Origin of the sequence: Rhizobium sp. WYCCWR 11128, assembly GCF_013416305.1 — a bacterium.
Classification (GTDB): domain Bacteria; phylum Pseudomonadota; class Alphaproteobacteria; order Rhizobiales; family Rhizobiaceae; genus Rhizobium; species Rhizobium indicum.
The window spans coordinates 352,722-367,330 of the sequence record NZ_JACCEZ010000004.1; the positions used below are offsets into that span (position 1 = coordinate 352,722).

Annotated in this window: 12 protein-coding genes; 7 read left to right on the forward strand and 5 right to left on the reverse strand. The window is 58.5% G+C overall.

Annotation, left to right across the window (positions count from 1 at the left end):
- Window positions 1-25: 25 nt before the first annotated feature.
- From HX898_RS16415 to HX898_RS16425, 3 genes are read right to left on the reverse strand one after another with little or no spacing between them, the layout of a single operon-like run.
- Window positions 26-1,270, reverse strand: a complete 1,245-nt coding sequence (locus HX898_RS16415) for a glycosyltransferase family 4 protein (protein WP_180195106.1) — start codon at window positions 1,268-1,270, stop codon at window positions 26-28.
- The gene (locus HX898_RS16420; RefSeq protein ID WP_180195107.1) at window positions 1,267-2,616 is read right to left on the reverse strand and encodes a glycosyltransferase family 4 protein; all 1,350 of its coding nucleotides are present in this window, start codon (window positions 2,614-2,616) and stop codon (window positions 1,267-1,269) included. Before HX898_RS16420 ends, HX898_RS16415 begins: the two co-directional genes overlap by 4 nt.
- Window positions 2,613-3,350 (reverse strand): Crp/Fnr family transcriptional regulator, encoded by a 738-nt coding sequence (locus HX898_RS16425; protein WP_180195108.1) that lies wholly within the window; start codon window positions 3,348-3,350, stop codon window positions 2,613-2,615. The genes HX898_RS16420 and HX898_RS16425 overlap by 4 nt, the downstream gene beginning before the upstream one ends.
- A gap of 468 nt (window positions 3,351-3,818) precedes the next feature.
- On the opposite strand from HX898_RS16425, the gene HX898_RS16430 reads away from it, so the two are divergent.
- The 5 genes from HX898_RS16430 (at window position 3,819) to HX898_RS16450 (ending at window position 10,405) form a co-directional block, all read left to right on the forward strand.
- Window positions 3,819-4,520, forward strand: coding sequence for a sugar transferase (locus HX898_RS16430; protein WP_011653258.1), 702 nt, complete (start codon window positions 3,819-3,821; stop codon window positions 4,518-4,520).
- A 118-nt stretch (window positions 4,521-4,638) separates the two neighbouring features.
- Complete coding sequence (locus tag HX898_RS16435; protein ID WP_180195109.1) at window positions 4,639-6,405, forward strand: GNVR domain-containing protein; 1,767 nt, start codon at window positions 4,639-4,641, stop codon at window positions 6,403-6,405.
- A complete protein-coding gene (locus tag HX898_RS16440) occupies window positions 6,402-7,424 on the forward strand; it encodes a glycosyltransferase (RefSeq protein ID WP_180195110.1) in 1,023 nt (340 codons plus the stop codon). Before HX898_RS16435 ends, HX898_RS16440 begins: the two co-directional genes overlap by 4 nt.
- A gap of 6 nt (window positions 7,425-7,430) precedes the next feature.
- The gene (locus tag HX898_RS16445; protein WP_180195111.1) at window positions 7,431-8,816 is read left to right on the forward strand and encodes a polysaccharide biosynthesis/export family protein; all 1,386 of its coding nucleotides are present in this window, start codon (window positions 7,431-7,433) and stop codon (window positions 8,814-8,816) included.
- Window positions 8,817-8,938: 122 nt separating this feature from the next.
- Window positions 8,939-10,405: a hypothetical protein gene (locus tag HX898_RS16450; protein WP_138330144.1), complete on the forward strand. Its 1,467-nt coding sequence runs from the start codon at window positions 8,939-8,941 to the stop codon at window positions 10,403-10,405.
- 188 nt (window positions 10,406-10,593) lie between these two features.
- Here the strand turns inward: HX898_RS16450 and HX898_RS16455 are convergent, their stop codons facing one another.
- Window positions 10,594-10,893, reverse strand: coding sequence for a hypothetical protein (locus tag HX898_RS16455; RefSeq protein ID WP_138386750.1), 300 nt, complete (start codon window positions 10,891-10,893; stop codon window positions 10,594-10,596).
- Window positions 10,894-11,200: 307 nt separating this feature from the next.
- Between HX898_RS16455 and HX898_RS16460 the strand changes: the two genes are divergently transcribed.
- On the forward strand, window positions 11,201-12,112 hold the full coding sequence (locus tag HX898_RS16460; protein ID WP_003562063.1) for a glycosyltransferase: 912 nt from the start codon (window positions 11,201-11,203) through the stop codon (window positions 12,110-12,112).
- 133 nt (window positions 12,113-12,245) lie between these two features.
- Window positions 12,246-13,268, forward strand: coding sequence for a glycosyltransferase family 2 protein (locus HX898_RS16465; protein WP_180195112.1), 1,023 nt, complete (start codon window positions 12,246-12,248; stop codon window positions 13,266-13,268).
- Between the two features lie 286 nt (window positions 13,269-13,554).
- Here HX898_RS16465 and HX898_RS16470 read toward each other — a convergent pair whose 3' ends face one another.
- Window positions 13,555-14,304 (reverse strand): Crp/Fnr family transcriptional regulator, encoded by a 750-nt coding sequence (locus HX898_RS16470; protein WP_138386747.1) that lies wholly within the window; start codon window positions 14,302-14,304, stop codon window positions 13,555-13,557.
- Between the last annotated feature and the right edge of the window lie 305 nt (window positions 14,305-14,609).

A 14,609-nucleotide genomic window follows, 5' to 3' on the forward strand; every position in this document is an offset into this window, starting at 1 on the left:
AGACGGGCAGCTCCGTTCCTTGCCCTCAGCCTGGCCGTCTTCTGAAGACCTCGGCGGATCGGTCGCCTTGGTCCGACAGTTGCTGCTCGATCAGGCTGGACAGACGGTCGCGGAAGACGGCGGAAGAGAATTTCAGCGAGTGCGCGCGGATGGCATGCGGATCGATATCGTCCTCCACCTCTTCGAACGCCGCCATCGTTTCCAACAGAGCTTCCGTGGTCTGCTGCGCGAAGCGAAACCCGACCTGCGGCGAGGAAACGGTTTCCCTGGCGCCGCCGGCGTCGAAAGCCAGAACCGGCCGTCCTGATGCCATGGCCTCCACCGGCAGGATGCCGAAATCCTCCGTGCCAGGAAACAACAGGGCACGGCATCGAGACAGGTGGTCGCGCAGAACGTTGAAGGGCTGATGGCCGAGGAACTGGACGGTCGGTCCGGCGATCGACTTCAGATAGGCCAATTGATCGCCCTCGCCGATCACGACCAGTTTTCTGCCGGCCTCGGTGCAGGCGCGAACGGCGATATCCGGCCGCTTGTAGGTGGTCAGCTGTCCTGCATAGAGATAGAATTCGCCCTTCCCCTTCCCCACCGCAAAATCGTCGGTCGCCACCGGCGGATGGATGACGATGGATTCCCGGTCGTAGAAGCGGCGGATGCGGCTTGCGACATAATCGGAATTGGCAACGAACACATCGACCCGCGAGGAGGTCGTCACGTCCCAGGCGCGCAACATGGGTGCGGTGATCGACATCATTGCGCGACCCACCCAGGGCAGGCCATGGCGGTAGACATGGAACTGATCCCAGATGTAGCGCATCGGCGAATGGCAGTAGCAGACATGCAGGGCGTCAGCGCGCGTGATGATGCCCTTGGCAGGTCCGGATTCGCTCGACAGCACGAGGTCGTAATCCTGCAGATCGAACTGCTCGAGCGCGAAGGGCATCAGCGGCAACATCTTGGTATAATGCCGCTTTGCACCGGGGATCTTCTGCAGGAAGGATGTGCGAATGTTCCGCGTCTTCAGAAAATCGCTGATGCGATCCCGGTTGCAGACGAGGGTGAAGATGTCAGCCTGCGGAAACATGCGGCACAGCTCTTCGACGACCTTCTCGCCACCGCGCATCGAGACGAGCCAATAATGCACGATGGCGACGCGAAGCTGCTTGGTATCGCCCACGCTTCCGGCATCAGTGACACGTCTTTTCGCCATGACAGGCGCATCGCCGAGAAATGCCCTCGCGTCGGGAAGAGAGGTTGTTGCCTTAAGGGTCAACTCAATACTCCTTGTATCGCCACACCGTCTGTCAGCTCGGGAACCGCATTCGTCGAAATCAGGCTGTGGTATTCGGAAAGAAGCGCGTCACGCCATTCCTCGTGTGTCGACGCAAGATCCGGCGACAGCCGGAAAGCCCGCTCGCTCATGGCGCGGACCTCGTGCCTCGGCATTTGGCTAAATCGCGTCAAAGTATCGGCAAAGGCGCTTTCGTCAGCCGTATCGCAGGCGATCGCCATGCCGGCTCTTTGCATTTCTTCGGCAAGAAAGGCGCTGCGCGACATGATGACCGGCAGACCGCTCCTGGCCGCTTCGATAGCGACGAGGCCGAATGGCTCGGGATAGCGAGACGGCATCAACAGTGCACGCGCCTTGCGGATGGTCGGGCCGATCTCCGCATGCGACTGCCAGCCGACGGCCCTGACGTGATCTCCCGAAGCCGCAACCAGCGGCATCAGCGGCCCGTCCCCGATCACGCAGAGCCTGACGCCGGCTTTGCGTGTGGCGGCCACCGCGTCCTCTATGCCCTTCTCTTCGTCCAGCCGCCCGATGAAGACGAACTCCTCGTTCGCCTCCGCCTCGATGCGTTTGATGGAGAGCGGAGCGACGGGATTGCGGATCGTCGTCAGGCGTTCGGGCCGATATCCGGCGCCGACGAGGAAGCTTGCCATCTTCTCATGCAGCAGGATGATCCGGCCGAAATCGGCCTGATCCTTCAGCCGTCGGAGGATATTGGAGCCGCGGGCAACCCGCCACAATTTGTGCGAATAACTTCTCTTGTCGCAGGCCGTCGCAATGCAGCCTCCGCCGAGCGGGCGTCGAAGGCAGACTTCCTGCGCCTGATAGTCGAAGAAGGCGCCGTTGGGGCAGGCCGTGAAGAAATCATGCGCGTGCACCACACATCGTCTGGCGACCGGCATCAACGCCCTGAAAATCGCCGGAGACAGGATCTGGTGCCAGCCATGCACATGGTAGACGGTATTGGCGGTGTCGTTTGCGGCAATCCAGTTCGCGACCATACGGACGGCGGCGCCATTGTGAATGCCGGTCACGAAAGCCTTCGCACGCTCGGCACTGAGCAGATCGCGGCTGTTCAGCCCGACCATCAAGACCCCGAGTGCGACGAGCTCCGCATTGGCGGCGTCATCTCCGCAAATATAGGTCACGGGGATGTCGAGGCCCCGAAAAAGCTTGGCGGACAGCACCGCCAGCGCCGTCGCACCGCCTCTGGCGACCGAATAGTCGTCGATGATGACCACGCGATCGATCTTTGTCGTGCCGGGGCCGGGAAACCGGCCGACGTTTGCGGCGGATCGGAGGGCCTCGGGAAGCGACGGGCGCATCACTTCACCGAAACTGCGCCGTTGGCACAGGCCTCCAGCGCCTTGCGGTTGAGGATGCGGATCTTGCCCTGGCCCCCGTCGATGATCTTGCCTTCCCGCAGACGCCGCAGGCATTGATTGACCTTCTCGCGGGACGCCGGCAGCGTCGCGGCCAGATCATTTTGCGAGATGATCAGTTCGTCGCCGCTGTTTGCCGAATCTTTTCCATAAACAGTGGAGAGCCGCAGCAGCGTGCTGGCCAGCCTCGATTGCAGGCCCGACGCCGCATTCGCAATGATCCGAAGTTCAAGCTCTGAAATACGCGCCAGTGCCCTGGAGAAGACCTTTTCGCGAAAGGAGGGATCGCTGGCATACATGTCGCGCAGCAGCCGGCCTTCGAAGAAATGCAGCTCGCAGGCGGAACCGGCACGGTATTCGAGGCTCAACGTCTGCCTGCGCAGAACCTCGAGCTCGCCGATGAGGCCGGATTTCGGAATGATCTCGACGATGAATTCCCTGCCGTCGGGCAGCATCGTGCTTGCGCTGACCACCCCCGAATGAACGCGCGCGAACGTATCGACGAGGACGCCGGCCCCGGCGATGATCTCGCCGCGCCGGAAACGCCGGACGCTCGACCGGCAGGAAAGGAATTCGTCGTCGATGACGATGCGGCTGTTCAGATGAATGCCGCCGTTAGCCGATATCGCCGCCTTGCCGATGCCGGCCCTGCGATCTGATGCGTGTGTCGCCCCATCCATGCGCATAACTCCACTCGATAACCATAGGCAATGCTGCACTGCATCATTTATATTGTCTTAATATGAGAGTCAAATAACATCACGGAGATATGACGTAAAGATAAAGTATACATTTAACTTCAAAACAAAATATACACCGTAAAAAGGACCAAAAATCTCAGAGGAGCCAAAAAACAGCCACGCGATCGAAGATGACTGCCTATTAAAATGGCTTACTGAATAAAAAGCGGCAATAATCAAAGTGATGACATCAAAACGGATAAATAGGCATCAGCAGATAATCACCATGAATTAGATTAGATTGTCGTTTTAAATGAAAATAAGGCCATCAAAGTGTATTCCGAATTCTCGATTGCCCGTTAGTAGCATAAAGAATTTGTTAAGGATTATGACCTTGGTAACAGACAACCAGAGTGCGGCGCAGCAAACTTTGAACGGTTCTTAATCGGAATATTTTGGAGACCACCCATGACATGGGAAGCACATAGTTTCGAGGCTTGGTCGCGTGTCGGACGGTCCGCGAAAGGCGCCGATCTTCATTCGTCCCGGCCTCGTGCGGCAGGCAGATCGTCGAAGCGCGCGCTAGACCTTGTCATCGCCGTCACGGCGCTGATCCTGCTTTCGCCGCTTCTGTTGATCGTCGCAATGATCGTGAAGATGAGCGACCGCGGCCCGGTTTTCTATTCCCATACGCGCATCGGCGTCGGCGGAGCACCGTTCGGATGCCTCAAGTTTCGCACGATGAAGACCAACGCAAGTGCTCAGCTTGCCGAATTGCTGCAAAACAACCCGGCTGCGCGAAGCGAATGGGAAGAGACACGCAAGCTGAAGGACGATCCGAGGATCACGGCCGTCGGTGATATCCTCAGGCGGTCGAGCATCGACGAGCTTCCCCAACTGATCAATATCGTGCGTGGCGACATGAGCCTTGTCGGCCCCCGGCCGATCACGGCCGAGGAATTGCCGCGCTACGGCGAGCATATATGGGCCTACATGGCCGTCCGCCCGGGCCTGACCGGTCACTGGCAGACCAGCGGGCGCAATGATGTCAGTTACGAGTACCGGGTTTCCCTCGACGTTCACTATCTCAACAATTGGTCGCTCGGCCGGGACTTTATCATCATTGCCAAGACCATTCCCGCTCTGTTTTCGCAGCGTGGCTCGTATTGAGCATTCATGGGGAGAGCCGCCGATCATGCCTGGAATCGGAAGACACGCTACTCCCCCGTCCCTCCAAGCTGCCACTACCCGGTTACTCCGTGATCTCGCCATTTTGGATTAGGACGACATGACCTCAAGCACGATCTTCAGCGGTGTTTCTCCGATATCTCTGCCTGCCGCAGCCACCGGCGGGAATTCGCCGCTCACCTTGCGGGATATGCTCTTCTTTCTCAGAATGCGCTGGCTGTGGATTGCGGCGACGACTTTCGCTTTCCTCGTAATGGCAGGGAGCTACGTGCTGACCGCCGAACCGACGTTCGTTGCCAACACGCAACTTGTGATCGTCCCCCAGGTCAGCGGCTCCGAAGCACAGAGGGCTTTCGCGGAAGACGCGTTCATCGAGGGACAGTTGGAGATCGCCAAATCCAGCGATGTCGTCGGTGGAACGGTAACGGCACTTGGTCTCGATACCGATCCTGACTTTGTCGATCAGACGCCTTCGCTGCAGGATAGGGCAAAGAACTGGTTGATGGGGGTTTCTTCCGAACCGGATACGGCATCGCAGGAAGCGGCAGGCCCAGGACCGCGTGACACACAGCCGCAACAGCAGATCGAGGACGCGCGGATCCACGATCGGGCGGTCGCCACGCTGCTGAACATGATGGGAGTACGCCGGATCGGGAGTTCGACGATCATCGAGATATCGGCTGCGGCGTCGACCCCGCAGCAGGCCGTCGATATCGCCGACACGCTGGCCAGGCAGTATATCCAGAAGAATATCGCGATGAAGGCCAATGCGTCCCGGCAATACAGCGAATGGCTGACCAGATTCGTAAGCGAGCAGCAGCGCGGACTGGCCGAAGCTGCCAGTGCCCTGGCCAGCTTCACGAGCAATCCGCGCGATCAGTTCAAGCTTGCGGAGCTGCAGAGCGCGACTGACGCCCGCCGCACCCTCTATGAAAATACCTTGAATCAGCTGACCGAAGCCAGGCAGCGCATCACCTACCCGGTGTCGGATGCCACGATCGTCTCTCGGGCCACCCTGCCTCTTTCGAAAGCCAGACCACGCAGCACGCTCATCATCGCCTTTGCGGCGGCGGTTGGTCTTGGCGTCGGCTTCGCACTCGCCATGATAAGGCACGCCGGCGATCGCCGGATCGTCCGGCCCCATCAGATCGCGGAAGCCGGTGGGCTGCCCTTTGTCACTTTGCTGGCGACATCGAGGACCCGCAATGGTCCCTCTGCGCGTTTCCTCGCCGCCGGTACCGGCAGCAGCGGCACCGCAGCCGCCTATCCTATTATTCCAGGCATGGCGGAGCTGAGCGCGACAGTCGTTGGTCTTCGGCGCAAACGCCGGGTCGTCATTGGAATCGTCGCCGTCAATCCCGGCAGCGGCGCATCGACCATAGCATGCGAACTTGCGGTGCTCTCGTCGATATCAGGAGCGCAGACGCTGCTGATCGATGCAGCTGCGCAGAAATCGTCGCTCAGCAAATCGATCGCACCCCATAGTTCCACAGGCCTCGTCGATGTTCTCGACAATGGCGAACTGATCCAGACGGCGGCATTGCCCCTCACCCCGACGCTGAAATTCCTACCCCTCGGCAAAGTCGAAGCGGTGACGCCGGCCATTCGCCTTAGTTCCCGCCGCACGCAGTTGAGCTTCGCCGACCTGAAAAAGGAGTTCGACGCCATATTCGTCGACATTTCCGCATTCTCTGCTTCGCCGGATGCCAATGCGATCGCGCCGGAACTGGACGGTGTCCTCGTGGTCACATCGCACGGACACACCTCGATCGACGATACCATGCACGTCATCGAGACCCTGCGGAATATCGGCGCGGAGATCCTCGGCGCGATCATCAATCATGCACCGAAAAGAATAGAGTCATGACTTCACCTTCGGCAGAAGCAACCAGGCAGGACAGCCCGATCGGACCGACGCCTGTTCCTTGCGGCGCTGAAGCCATGGCGGGCCGCGCGCGCCGCCCATTGCGACTGGCTGTGGGGATTGCTTCGGCAGGCCGCCCCTCGATACTCAAGGAGACCGTCGATTATCTGACCGCCCTGCCGGACCAGGCCGAGCGGCTGATCGTCTGCGTGCCCGTGATCGACGACGCCGCCGGCCTCGCCGACCGTCTCGATGTGGAAGTCATCGTCGGCAGCCGTGGCCTGACCTCCCAGCGCAACAGGATCATCCAGGCGGCCGCCGCCGATACGGATATTCTGATCTTCCTGGATGACGACTTTATTCCCGCCGCGACCTTCCTGTCGCGGATGGCGGCTGTCTTTGCAGCAAACCCCGACGTGGCGATCGCCACTGGCGAAGTCCTGGCCGACGGCATCCTCGATGGCGGCCTCAGCATGTCAAAGGCTTTGAAGGTTCTTGAAACTGCGGGCGAAAGGGCCGGGCATGTGACGGAGGTCTATAACGCCTACGGATGCAACATGGCGGTTCGCCTTTCACCCGTTGTCGAGCACGCGCTGACCTTTGACGAAAAGCTGCCGCTCTACGGCTGGCTCGAAGATGTCGATTTCAGCCGGTCCATCGCCCGCCACGGCAGGTCCGTGCGTGTCGAAGGCGCTCGCGGCGTGCATCTCGGCGTCAGATCCGGGCGCCAGCCCGGCCGAAGACTCGGCTATTCGCAAGTTGCCAATCCTGTCTACCTGATCCGGAAGGGCACGATGTCGAAGGGCCGTGCTGTCGCACAGATCGGCCGCAACATCCTGGCGAATACGCGGGGCCTATTATTCAATGACCGCTTGATCGACCGATGGGGACGCTTGAACGGCAATTTGCTGGCGCTTTCCGACCTTCTTGTCGGCCGCGTCTCTCCGTCCCGCATCCTGGAATTCGGCAATCCCGCGCCGCGCGAGATGCCTTCGCCGTCGATCACAACGAAACGGAGATAGCAGACAATGCAGCGCACATCCTTGTCCGGTCGCCTCATCTCCATCGTCCTTGCCTTGCTGGTATTTTCCGGCGTGACCGGCTGGAGCGTCGCCCATGCGGAAAACTATACCCTCGTGCCGGAAGATCAGGTGAGACTGCGTGTCGTCGAATGGCGATCGTCGGATTCCCGGTATGCCAGTTGGGAAGCCCTCGGCGGAACATATACAGTCGACGATGCCGGTAATCTGGCGATTCCGATCGCCGGCCAGGTGCAGGCGATCGGCAAGACGACGGAGCAGGTTTCCGATGCGATCGCCACTGCGCTCTCCGAAAAGGCCGAACTGCCGGGAAAGCCGTTCATCGCCGTGGAAATTGCCCAGCATGCGCCGATCTTCGTGACCGGGACCGTGCAGACCCCCGGGCGCTATGCTTTTGAGGCCGATATGACGGTCATGAAGGCCGTCAGCATCGCCGGCGGCTTCCTTCGGGAGCGCGAGGAGAATACCGTCTTCGAGCGGGACCGGATCCAGGCTGCCGGCGCCTACCGAACGGCCATTCTCAACCGGCGCGATCTTCTGATGCGCCAGGCGCGGTTGCGCGCCGAGATCGCCGGCGAACAGAGTTTCGAGATCCCTGCCGAACTCGCCGGAACACCCGATGTGGACAAGCTGAAAGCGCAGGAGTTGAACCTGATGCGGCTGCGACGCGTCGATATCGAAAGCCAGATCGAAGCGGCAAGCGACCTCGCCCGTCTCTACGGCCAGCAGGTCCAGTCTCTCGAGGCCAAGATCAATTCGCAAAAGCGGCAGATCGACCTTGCGCAAAAGGAACTGGATAATGTCAACAGCCTGGTGAGCAAGGGTCTGGTCAGCAATTCCCGGCAGATCACGGTCGACCGCGGCGTTGCGGATGCACAAGGCACCCTGATCGATCTCGAGGTCGCCCTGACCACGGCTCGCCAGGGGCTCAGCGAAGCCGATCGCTCGAAGATTAATATCGTCAACCGGCAGAACAGCGAAAACCAGGAGCTGCTCAACCAGGTCAATCTCGCGATCGGCAGGGCTGCGATCGACATTCAGGTGGCCCAGCTTCTGGGCGAACAGGCTGGCTACAGCGCTCAGCTCGCCCAGATGAATATGGACACGCCGGGTCTCGGCAGAGCGCAAAAGAACTACAGGATCGTGCGTCGCAACGACGATGGCACTTATCGCAATATCGAGGCGGATGAGACGACCACCTTGCGGCCGCATGATGTCGTCGAAATCGGCATCGACACGGACCTCCAGACGCCGTCGCCACCGCTGCAGCTGCAGTCAGCGCCACAGCAGCAAAGCTCGGCAGTCCCGCTGTCTAATGTAGCGGGCGACAATCAGACGGCTCCCGGCTGGATATCCCAGACGGGATCGAATTAGGGGGCGGTCGTGACCATTAACGACAGCTGGCGGCTTTCACCTCGGCATTGCGTTGGAAGGCGGATGCCGGTTTTCGGCAAACCCGATGCCTCCGCCGCTCCGTCTGGATCGGGATCTGAAGCATGTCGATAGAACCGATCGGCTTCATCGTTCTGCTGCTTGGCCTGCTCAGCATGGTCAACGGGGCGCGTTTTGCGATCACTACCCTTTGCCTGTCGACGCTGCTCGGAGCAGCAGCGGCTCTGCAGTTGCCCGCGCTCGGCGGCAGCAGCATCCAGCCAAGCCATCTTCTCGTGCTTTTTCTCGTGGTGGCCGCCCTGTTGCGCCCGGCTCAAACACAGGCGACGCTCGCCAGCATGGCCTATCCGGGTCCCGGTTTCTGGTTTGCCGCCTACATCCTGTTTTCGGTGGCATCGTCTTTCTTTTTGCCGCGCATCTTTGCAGGCGCGACCCTCGTCTACTCCTCTGCGCGAGACACGACGGGCATGATGTCGACGGTGGCCGCTCCCCTGTCGCCGGGTTCGTCCAATCTCAGCCAGTCTGTCTATCTGCTCGGCGACCTCGCCTGCTTTGCCGTCGTCTCGGGGCTTGCCAGGCTCGGCTATGCCCGTTTCATCGCACTGCAGTTAATCATCGCCTCGATCGCATGTTTTACCCTGGCACTGATTGATATCGGAACATTCCTGACCGACCAGTCCTACCTGCTCGATGTCATCAGAAACGCGAACTATACGATGCATACGGCCGAGACAATCAGCGGCTTCAAACGCATCGTCGGCCCGTTCCCCGAAGCAAGCACTTATGGCGCAGTCGCATTAGCCTATTTTTCCTTCACGCTGCTGCTCTGGCTGGAGCGCGTCCAAAGCCGTATGGCAGGACTTGCAACGCTTTTCATCGGCCCGACGATCGTCCTCTGCACATCGACAACCGCTTATATTGCCGGCATTTTCGTTGTCTGCATGTTCGTTCTGTTTTGCCTGAAACGACTGATCAGCGGCCCCGCCAAGACCCCGCATGTGACTTTCCTGGTGATCACGCTGTTTTTGATTCCCTGCGCCATCGTCGCACTCAGCCTTGTCCCCGATGCGTGGAATTCCATCGCCGGCCTGATGAGCACCACCTTGTCGGACAAGCTCCAATCGCAATCCGGTGAAGAGCGCACCGCCTGGAATACACTGGCATTGATCGCATTCGTCGATACCGCCACCTTCGGCGCCGGGCTCGGCACGGTTCGGGCCTCGAGTTTTATCGCTGCGTTGCTCTCCAATGTCGGATTGACCGGCACTCTTCTCTTCGCCGCCTTCCTGTACAGCCTTGCAAGGGCCTCCGGCCGGCACATGTCAGGCGATCGGGAGACGCAGGCGATCGGAAACGCTGCGGTTATGGCATCCATCGCGCAGGTCGCCTCGGCGGCGATATCGGGGAGCGGCACGGATCTCGGCTTGCTGTTCAGCACCACAGCAGGTCTGGCGGCCGGCTGCCTGGCAACCAATACCTCTCCCCGGCGCGCGACCCGATCGCTCGCCAATCGAACCCCGCTGGAGACATCGACATCTCTGATGAGAGCGCCGATGTTTTCAACACGATGACGCCCGCTTTGGAACTCCGCCACGGCGCGGGATGGCAATCTCGTCGAGGCATCGGCGTGCCCGCATTGGGCCGAAGCCGGCCGACCGCACTGCATCTTTCAAGGATCGCCTGTAAAAGCCGTCCATCCGACAAACACCGTCCTGCGAGGCCCGTCGCAGAAGGCTATGCTGCGGGTTTTATGTCGACATCAGCCTTGCGGCCGCTCGCTGGTGGTCGCGACGCTATCTGCAACGGAATTGTTTTCGCGCAGCTTGGCATTGCGCCGCAAAAGCCCCGACAGGAACACGCCTGCCAGATAGCCGATTTCCATGAGCACGAGGATGGCGATACCGGAGAGCATGGCCGCGATCACGGAAGACCCGTCGGCGAAAGCCACGCCGCCGAAGCCGATTGCCACCAGGATTGCAAAAATCGCGAAAGCCCAGGCGCGGATGGAAGCCCCGGCAGCGATCGAAATCACGGCTGCCCCGAGTGTGGTGATCAACATGACAATCCCCCTTCCCTCCGCATTCCGACAAGGGTCCCGGCACCAATCGCCGTACCGCGAAACAACATGTCGAAACATAGCCTTATGACAGGCAAGGCACTCTTCATGGTGAATATCTCAACAATGAAACATACAAATCCGCCGGCAGCCAGACACCGATTCAACACCAGCACGCTGGATGCTGGCCTATATATACCGAACAGGGCCTTCATATGACAGACCCGTCGGCTCAATTCACAACTGGTCCCTCGCCTCGCAAAGACAATACCGATTCACTTGTATTGCGCACAATCGGAAAGGTGATGACATGAACAACCAGTGCGTCGTCTACGTCACGGATGTCGAGTATTCATTTCCGACCATTCTCTCGGCGCTTCAGGCTCGGAAATTCGCAAGCCCTGCGACCGATGTCTGCGTTCTGATGTCGGAACATCTCGACAATTTCGAAGAGCTGAAAGCCCTGCTCGCAAGGAGTGGGGTCATATTGACCGATGCGACCGAAGCGCTGCAGGACTCGCTCGGCAAGCTCGATAGTTCGCATTTCCAAGGACGCATCAGCGTCAGCACAATGGCCAAGCTGGTCCTTTGCGAGATCCTGCCTTCCAACTATACCCAGATCATCTACCTCGATGGGGATACGCAGATCGTCAGCGATCTCGGTGCGTTCGAAAGTGCCACTGTGCCCGAAGGCAGGTTTTTCGCGGCGCGCGATTACACGGCGATCCATGACTTCCTCGACACCGGAAAGGACAGCCACTATTTCAACGCAGGCGTCCTGAAATTCCATCGAAACGGCTGGATCGGGCAGGAGGCGCTCGAGCTTTTCGCTAGAAATCCCGAGGCCTGCGAGGGCAAACATGATCAGGGTGCATTGAATTATGTCTGCGGTTCATCACTCATCCTGGTATCGAACCGCTGGAACTTTCCCAAACAATTCCTTCATCTGGTGAACATGTCCTCCTTGTCGATCGTCCATTATATGGCGCATCCGAAGCCATGGCATGGAACTTTCTTTCCCTGGACCGATAAGGAAAGCCAAGTGTACGTCGACCTGCGCAAAGCACATCCGATTTACAACTCGCTGTATCGCGGAATAACCTTCGATCGGAAGATGCTGTATAAATACCGGTCGATACGGGCGCGCATCGAGCACGCAGTTGAGAAAGAAGGGCCTAATCCCAGGGTCCAGAGTCTGCTGGTTGGCGACTACGCCGTATGATGGTGTATTGTTGGTCCGACTTGAATGTCCGCGTGACTGAACTCAGCGTCGCCGGTCGAGCCGTGGATTTGCAGACGGAAGCGCAAGGTATTCATCCATTCATTCCAGGAATGGATAATCTTCAGGACAGAATATGAGTTATAGGGCTTCCGCCGCCAGTATCTCGCATTACGTGAAAGCCCGTCTGCGCCGGTCGCTCAAGGCTCGGCAGGTTCGCTATGACCTGCTGCGCAACGGGCTCAAGCAGGCGCGCCACGTCGTCATCTGCGTCATCCGTGACGAGGGGCACCGGTTGGCCTTCTTCCTTCAGTATTATCGCGATCTCGGTTTCGAGCACTTCATCTGTATCGACAACGGCTCGACCGACGGCACGGCCGAGTTGCTGTCCGGCTTCGACGATGTCTCCCTTCTTTCGGCTCATGGTTCCTACAAGGCGGCGAGGTTCGGAAACGACTGGATCAACGAAGTCATCAACCGCCACTGCCGGGAGAAGTGGGTCCTGTATGTCGATGCAGACGAGTTCCTGGTCTATCCGCATTGCGACACACGGCCGATCGATCAATTGACTTCCTATATCGATTCCATGGGCGGCCATTCCCTCCGCTCGGTCATGATCGACATGTACAGCCCGCATCCCGTTCTCGAAAACATATGCGAACCCGGTCGCAACCCGCTCGAGGTCTGCAATCTCTTCGACCGCTCCGGCTATGTGGCGCATTTCGACAAACGCAACTGGACGATATGGATCAAGGGCGGCGTTCGCGGGCGCGTCTATTTCCACGACCGGCTCTGGGACGGCCCCGCGCTCAACAAGATACCCCTCGTCTATGTGGCGGGTGAACGTCTGTTTCTCAAATCATCGCACCAGGTCTGGCCGCTCTCCCTGAATTTGGGCGACATGCGCGGAGCGCTCGGCGTATCCGGCGCCCTTCTGCATTTCAAGTTCCTGTCGACCTTCGTGCACAAGGTCGCCGATGCGGCACACCGGTCCCAACATACGGAAGAATATACCGTATACTCCTCAGGCAAGGACATGGATGACTTTGTCTACGACGATACGGGCACCTACAGAAGCTGGAAGGACCTGTCCGATCACGGGCTCATACAGGGTGAAGGCTGGAAATACTGGAAGGATGCTTCCGAGAGCGACGTCTAGAGCAATTCCAGGAAAAGTGCGAAGCGGTTTTCCGTCCGGAATTGCATAAAACAAAAAGTTAGAGCGGTTCTGCGTTTCCATGAAAAGCTGAATCGCTCTAAGCATGCCACGCCAAAATGCGCAGCGATTTTGGGACGACGCGCATGAAGACAAGAGCCAACACGCCAACCCGATCTTTCAGCCTGCTTCGTCTGACTATCAACTCGCACTGTCATCAAACACAAAACCCGCCGGCGGCGGGTTTTGTCGAGGCTTTCTGCCGTTCCGCTTTTTATCGCGGCGCGCCTCAGGCGAGACCCGCCCCCTCGGCATAAGCCTCCAGCGCCTTCCGATTGAGAATGCGGATTTTGCCCTGTGTCCCGTCGACCACTTTGCTCTCGCGCAAGCGCCGCAGGCATTGGTTGACCTTTTCACGCGACGCCGGCAGTGTCGCGGCCAGCTCATGCTGGGAGATGATCAGCTCGTCGCCGCTATTTTGCGCATCCATTCTGTAGAGGGCAGAAAGACGCAGCAGAGTTCTTGCAAGTCTCTGCCTTAGACTCGATCCGGCATTGGAAATGATCCGCAGTTCGAGTTCGGAAACACGCGCCAGCGCCTTCGACAGGATCTTCACCTGAAATTGCGGATCGTTCGCACACAGGTCCCGCAGCAACCGACCGTCGAAGTAATGAAGTTCGCAATCCGACGAGGCCCGATATTCCAGGCTGAGAGACTGCTTGCGGAGCACCTCCAATTCGCCGATCAAGCCGCCTTTCGGAACGATTTCCACGATGAACTCTCGCCCATCGGCAAGCGGGGTGCTTGCGCTCACCATTCCGCGCTGTACCCGGGCGAACATGTCGAGGACGACGCCGGCGCCGGCAATAATCTCACCGCGGCGAAACTTTCGAACACTCGAGCGGCAAAACGGGAACTCGTGATCCAAATCCGCCCGGCCGTCGTAAACAATACCTGCAGACCCGCAAGTAACCGCTTCGCTTGTTCGCGCTGCGTTTCCTCTAGGTCTGTTGTCTCTGGTGCTGATCGCCCCGTCCATACGCACAACTCCACGCAGACTAATCGATTTATTATCTTGAGCGACATTCGTAATAGGTTAAATTAGAAAGTCAAACAATAATAAAATAAAAACTTCGTGTTAAAACTATACATAATTATGACTGATCCTCATGTTTATATATCATAAAATTCATATTGAATTCTATCGCAAACAAATCTTTGAGGCTGCATGACGCTTTTTATACAATTTATGACAATTGCGCGTCCCAAGAATACATCCGACAAGTATAACAACAACGCCGAATTTTAAAATAAAACTAAATAACATTTCTATTATATAGTTAA

Coding starts and splice junctions, on each gene's coding strand:
- HX898_RS16425 (WP_180195108.1), bottom strand. CDS start 3,350: ATGGATGGGGCGACACACGCATCAGATCGCAGGGCCGGCATCGGCAAG.
- HX898_RS16430 (WP_011653258.1), top strand. CDS start 3,819: ATGACATGGGAAGCACATAGTTTCGAGGCTTGGTCGCGTGTCGGACGG.
- HX898_RS16435 (WP_180195109.1), top strand. CDS start 4,639: ATGACCTCAAGCACGATCTTCAGCGGTGTTTCTCCGATATCTCTGCCT.
- HX898_RS16440 (WP_180195110.1), top strand. CDS start 6,402: ATGACTTCACCTTCGGCAGAAGCAACCAGGCAGGACAGCCCGATCGGA.
- HX898_RS16445 (WP_180195111.1), top strand. CDS start 7,431: ATGCAGCGCACATCCTTGTCCGGTCGCCTCATCTCCATCGTCCTTGCC.
- HX898_RS16450 (WP_138330144.1), top strand. CDS start 8,939: ATGTCGATAGAACCGATCGGCTTCATCGTTCTGCTGCTTGGCCTGCTC.
- HX898_RS16455 (WP_138386750.1), bottom strand. CDS start 10,893: ATGTTGATCACCACACTCGGGGCAGCCGTGATTTCGATCGCTGCCGGG.
- HX898_RS16460 (WP_003562063.1), top strand. CDS start 11,201: ATGAACAACCAGTGCGTCGTCTACGTCACGGATGTCGAGTATTCATTT.
- HX898_RS16465 (WP_180195112.1), top strand. CDS start 12,246: ATGAGTTATAGGGCTTCCGCCGCCAGTATCTCGCATTACGTGAAAGCC.
- HX898_RS16470 (WP_138386747.1), bottom strand. CDS start 14,304: ATGGACGGGGCGATCAGCACCAGAGACAACAGACCTAGAGGAAACGCA.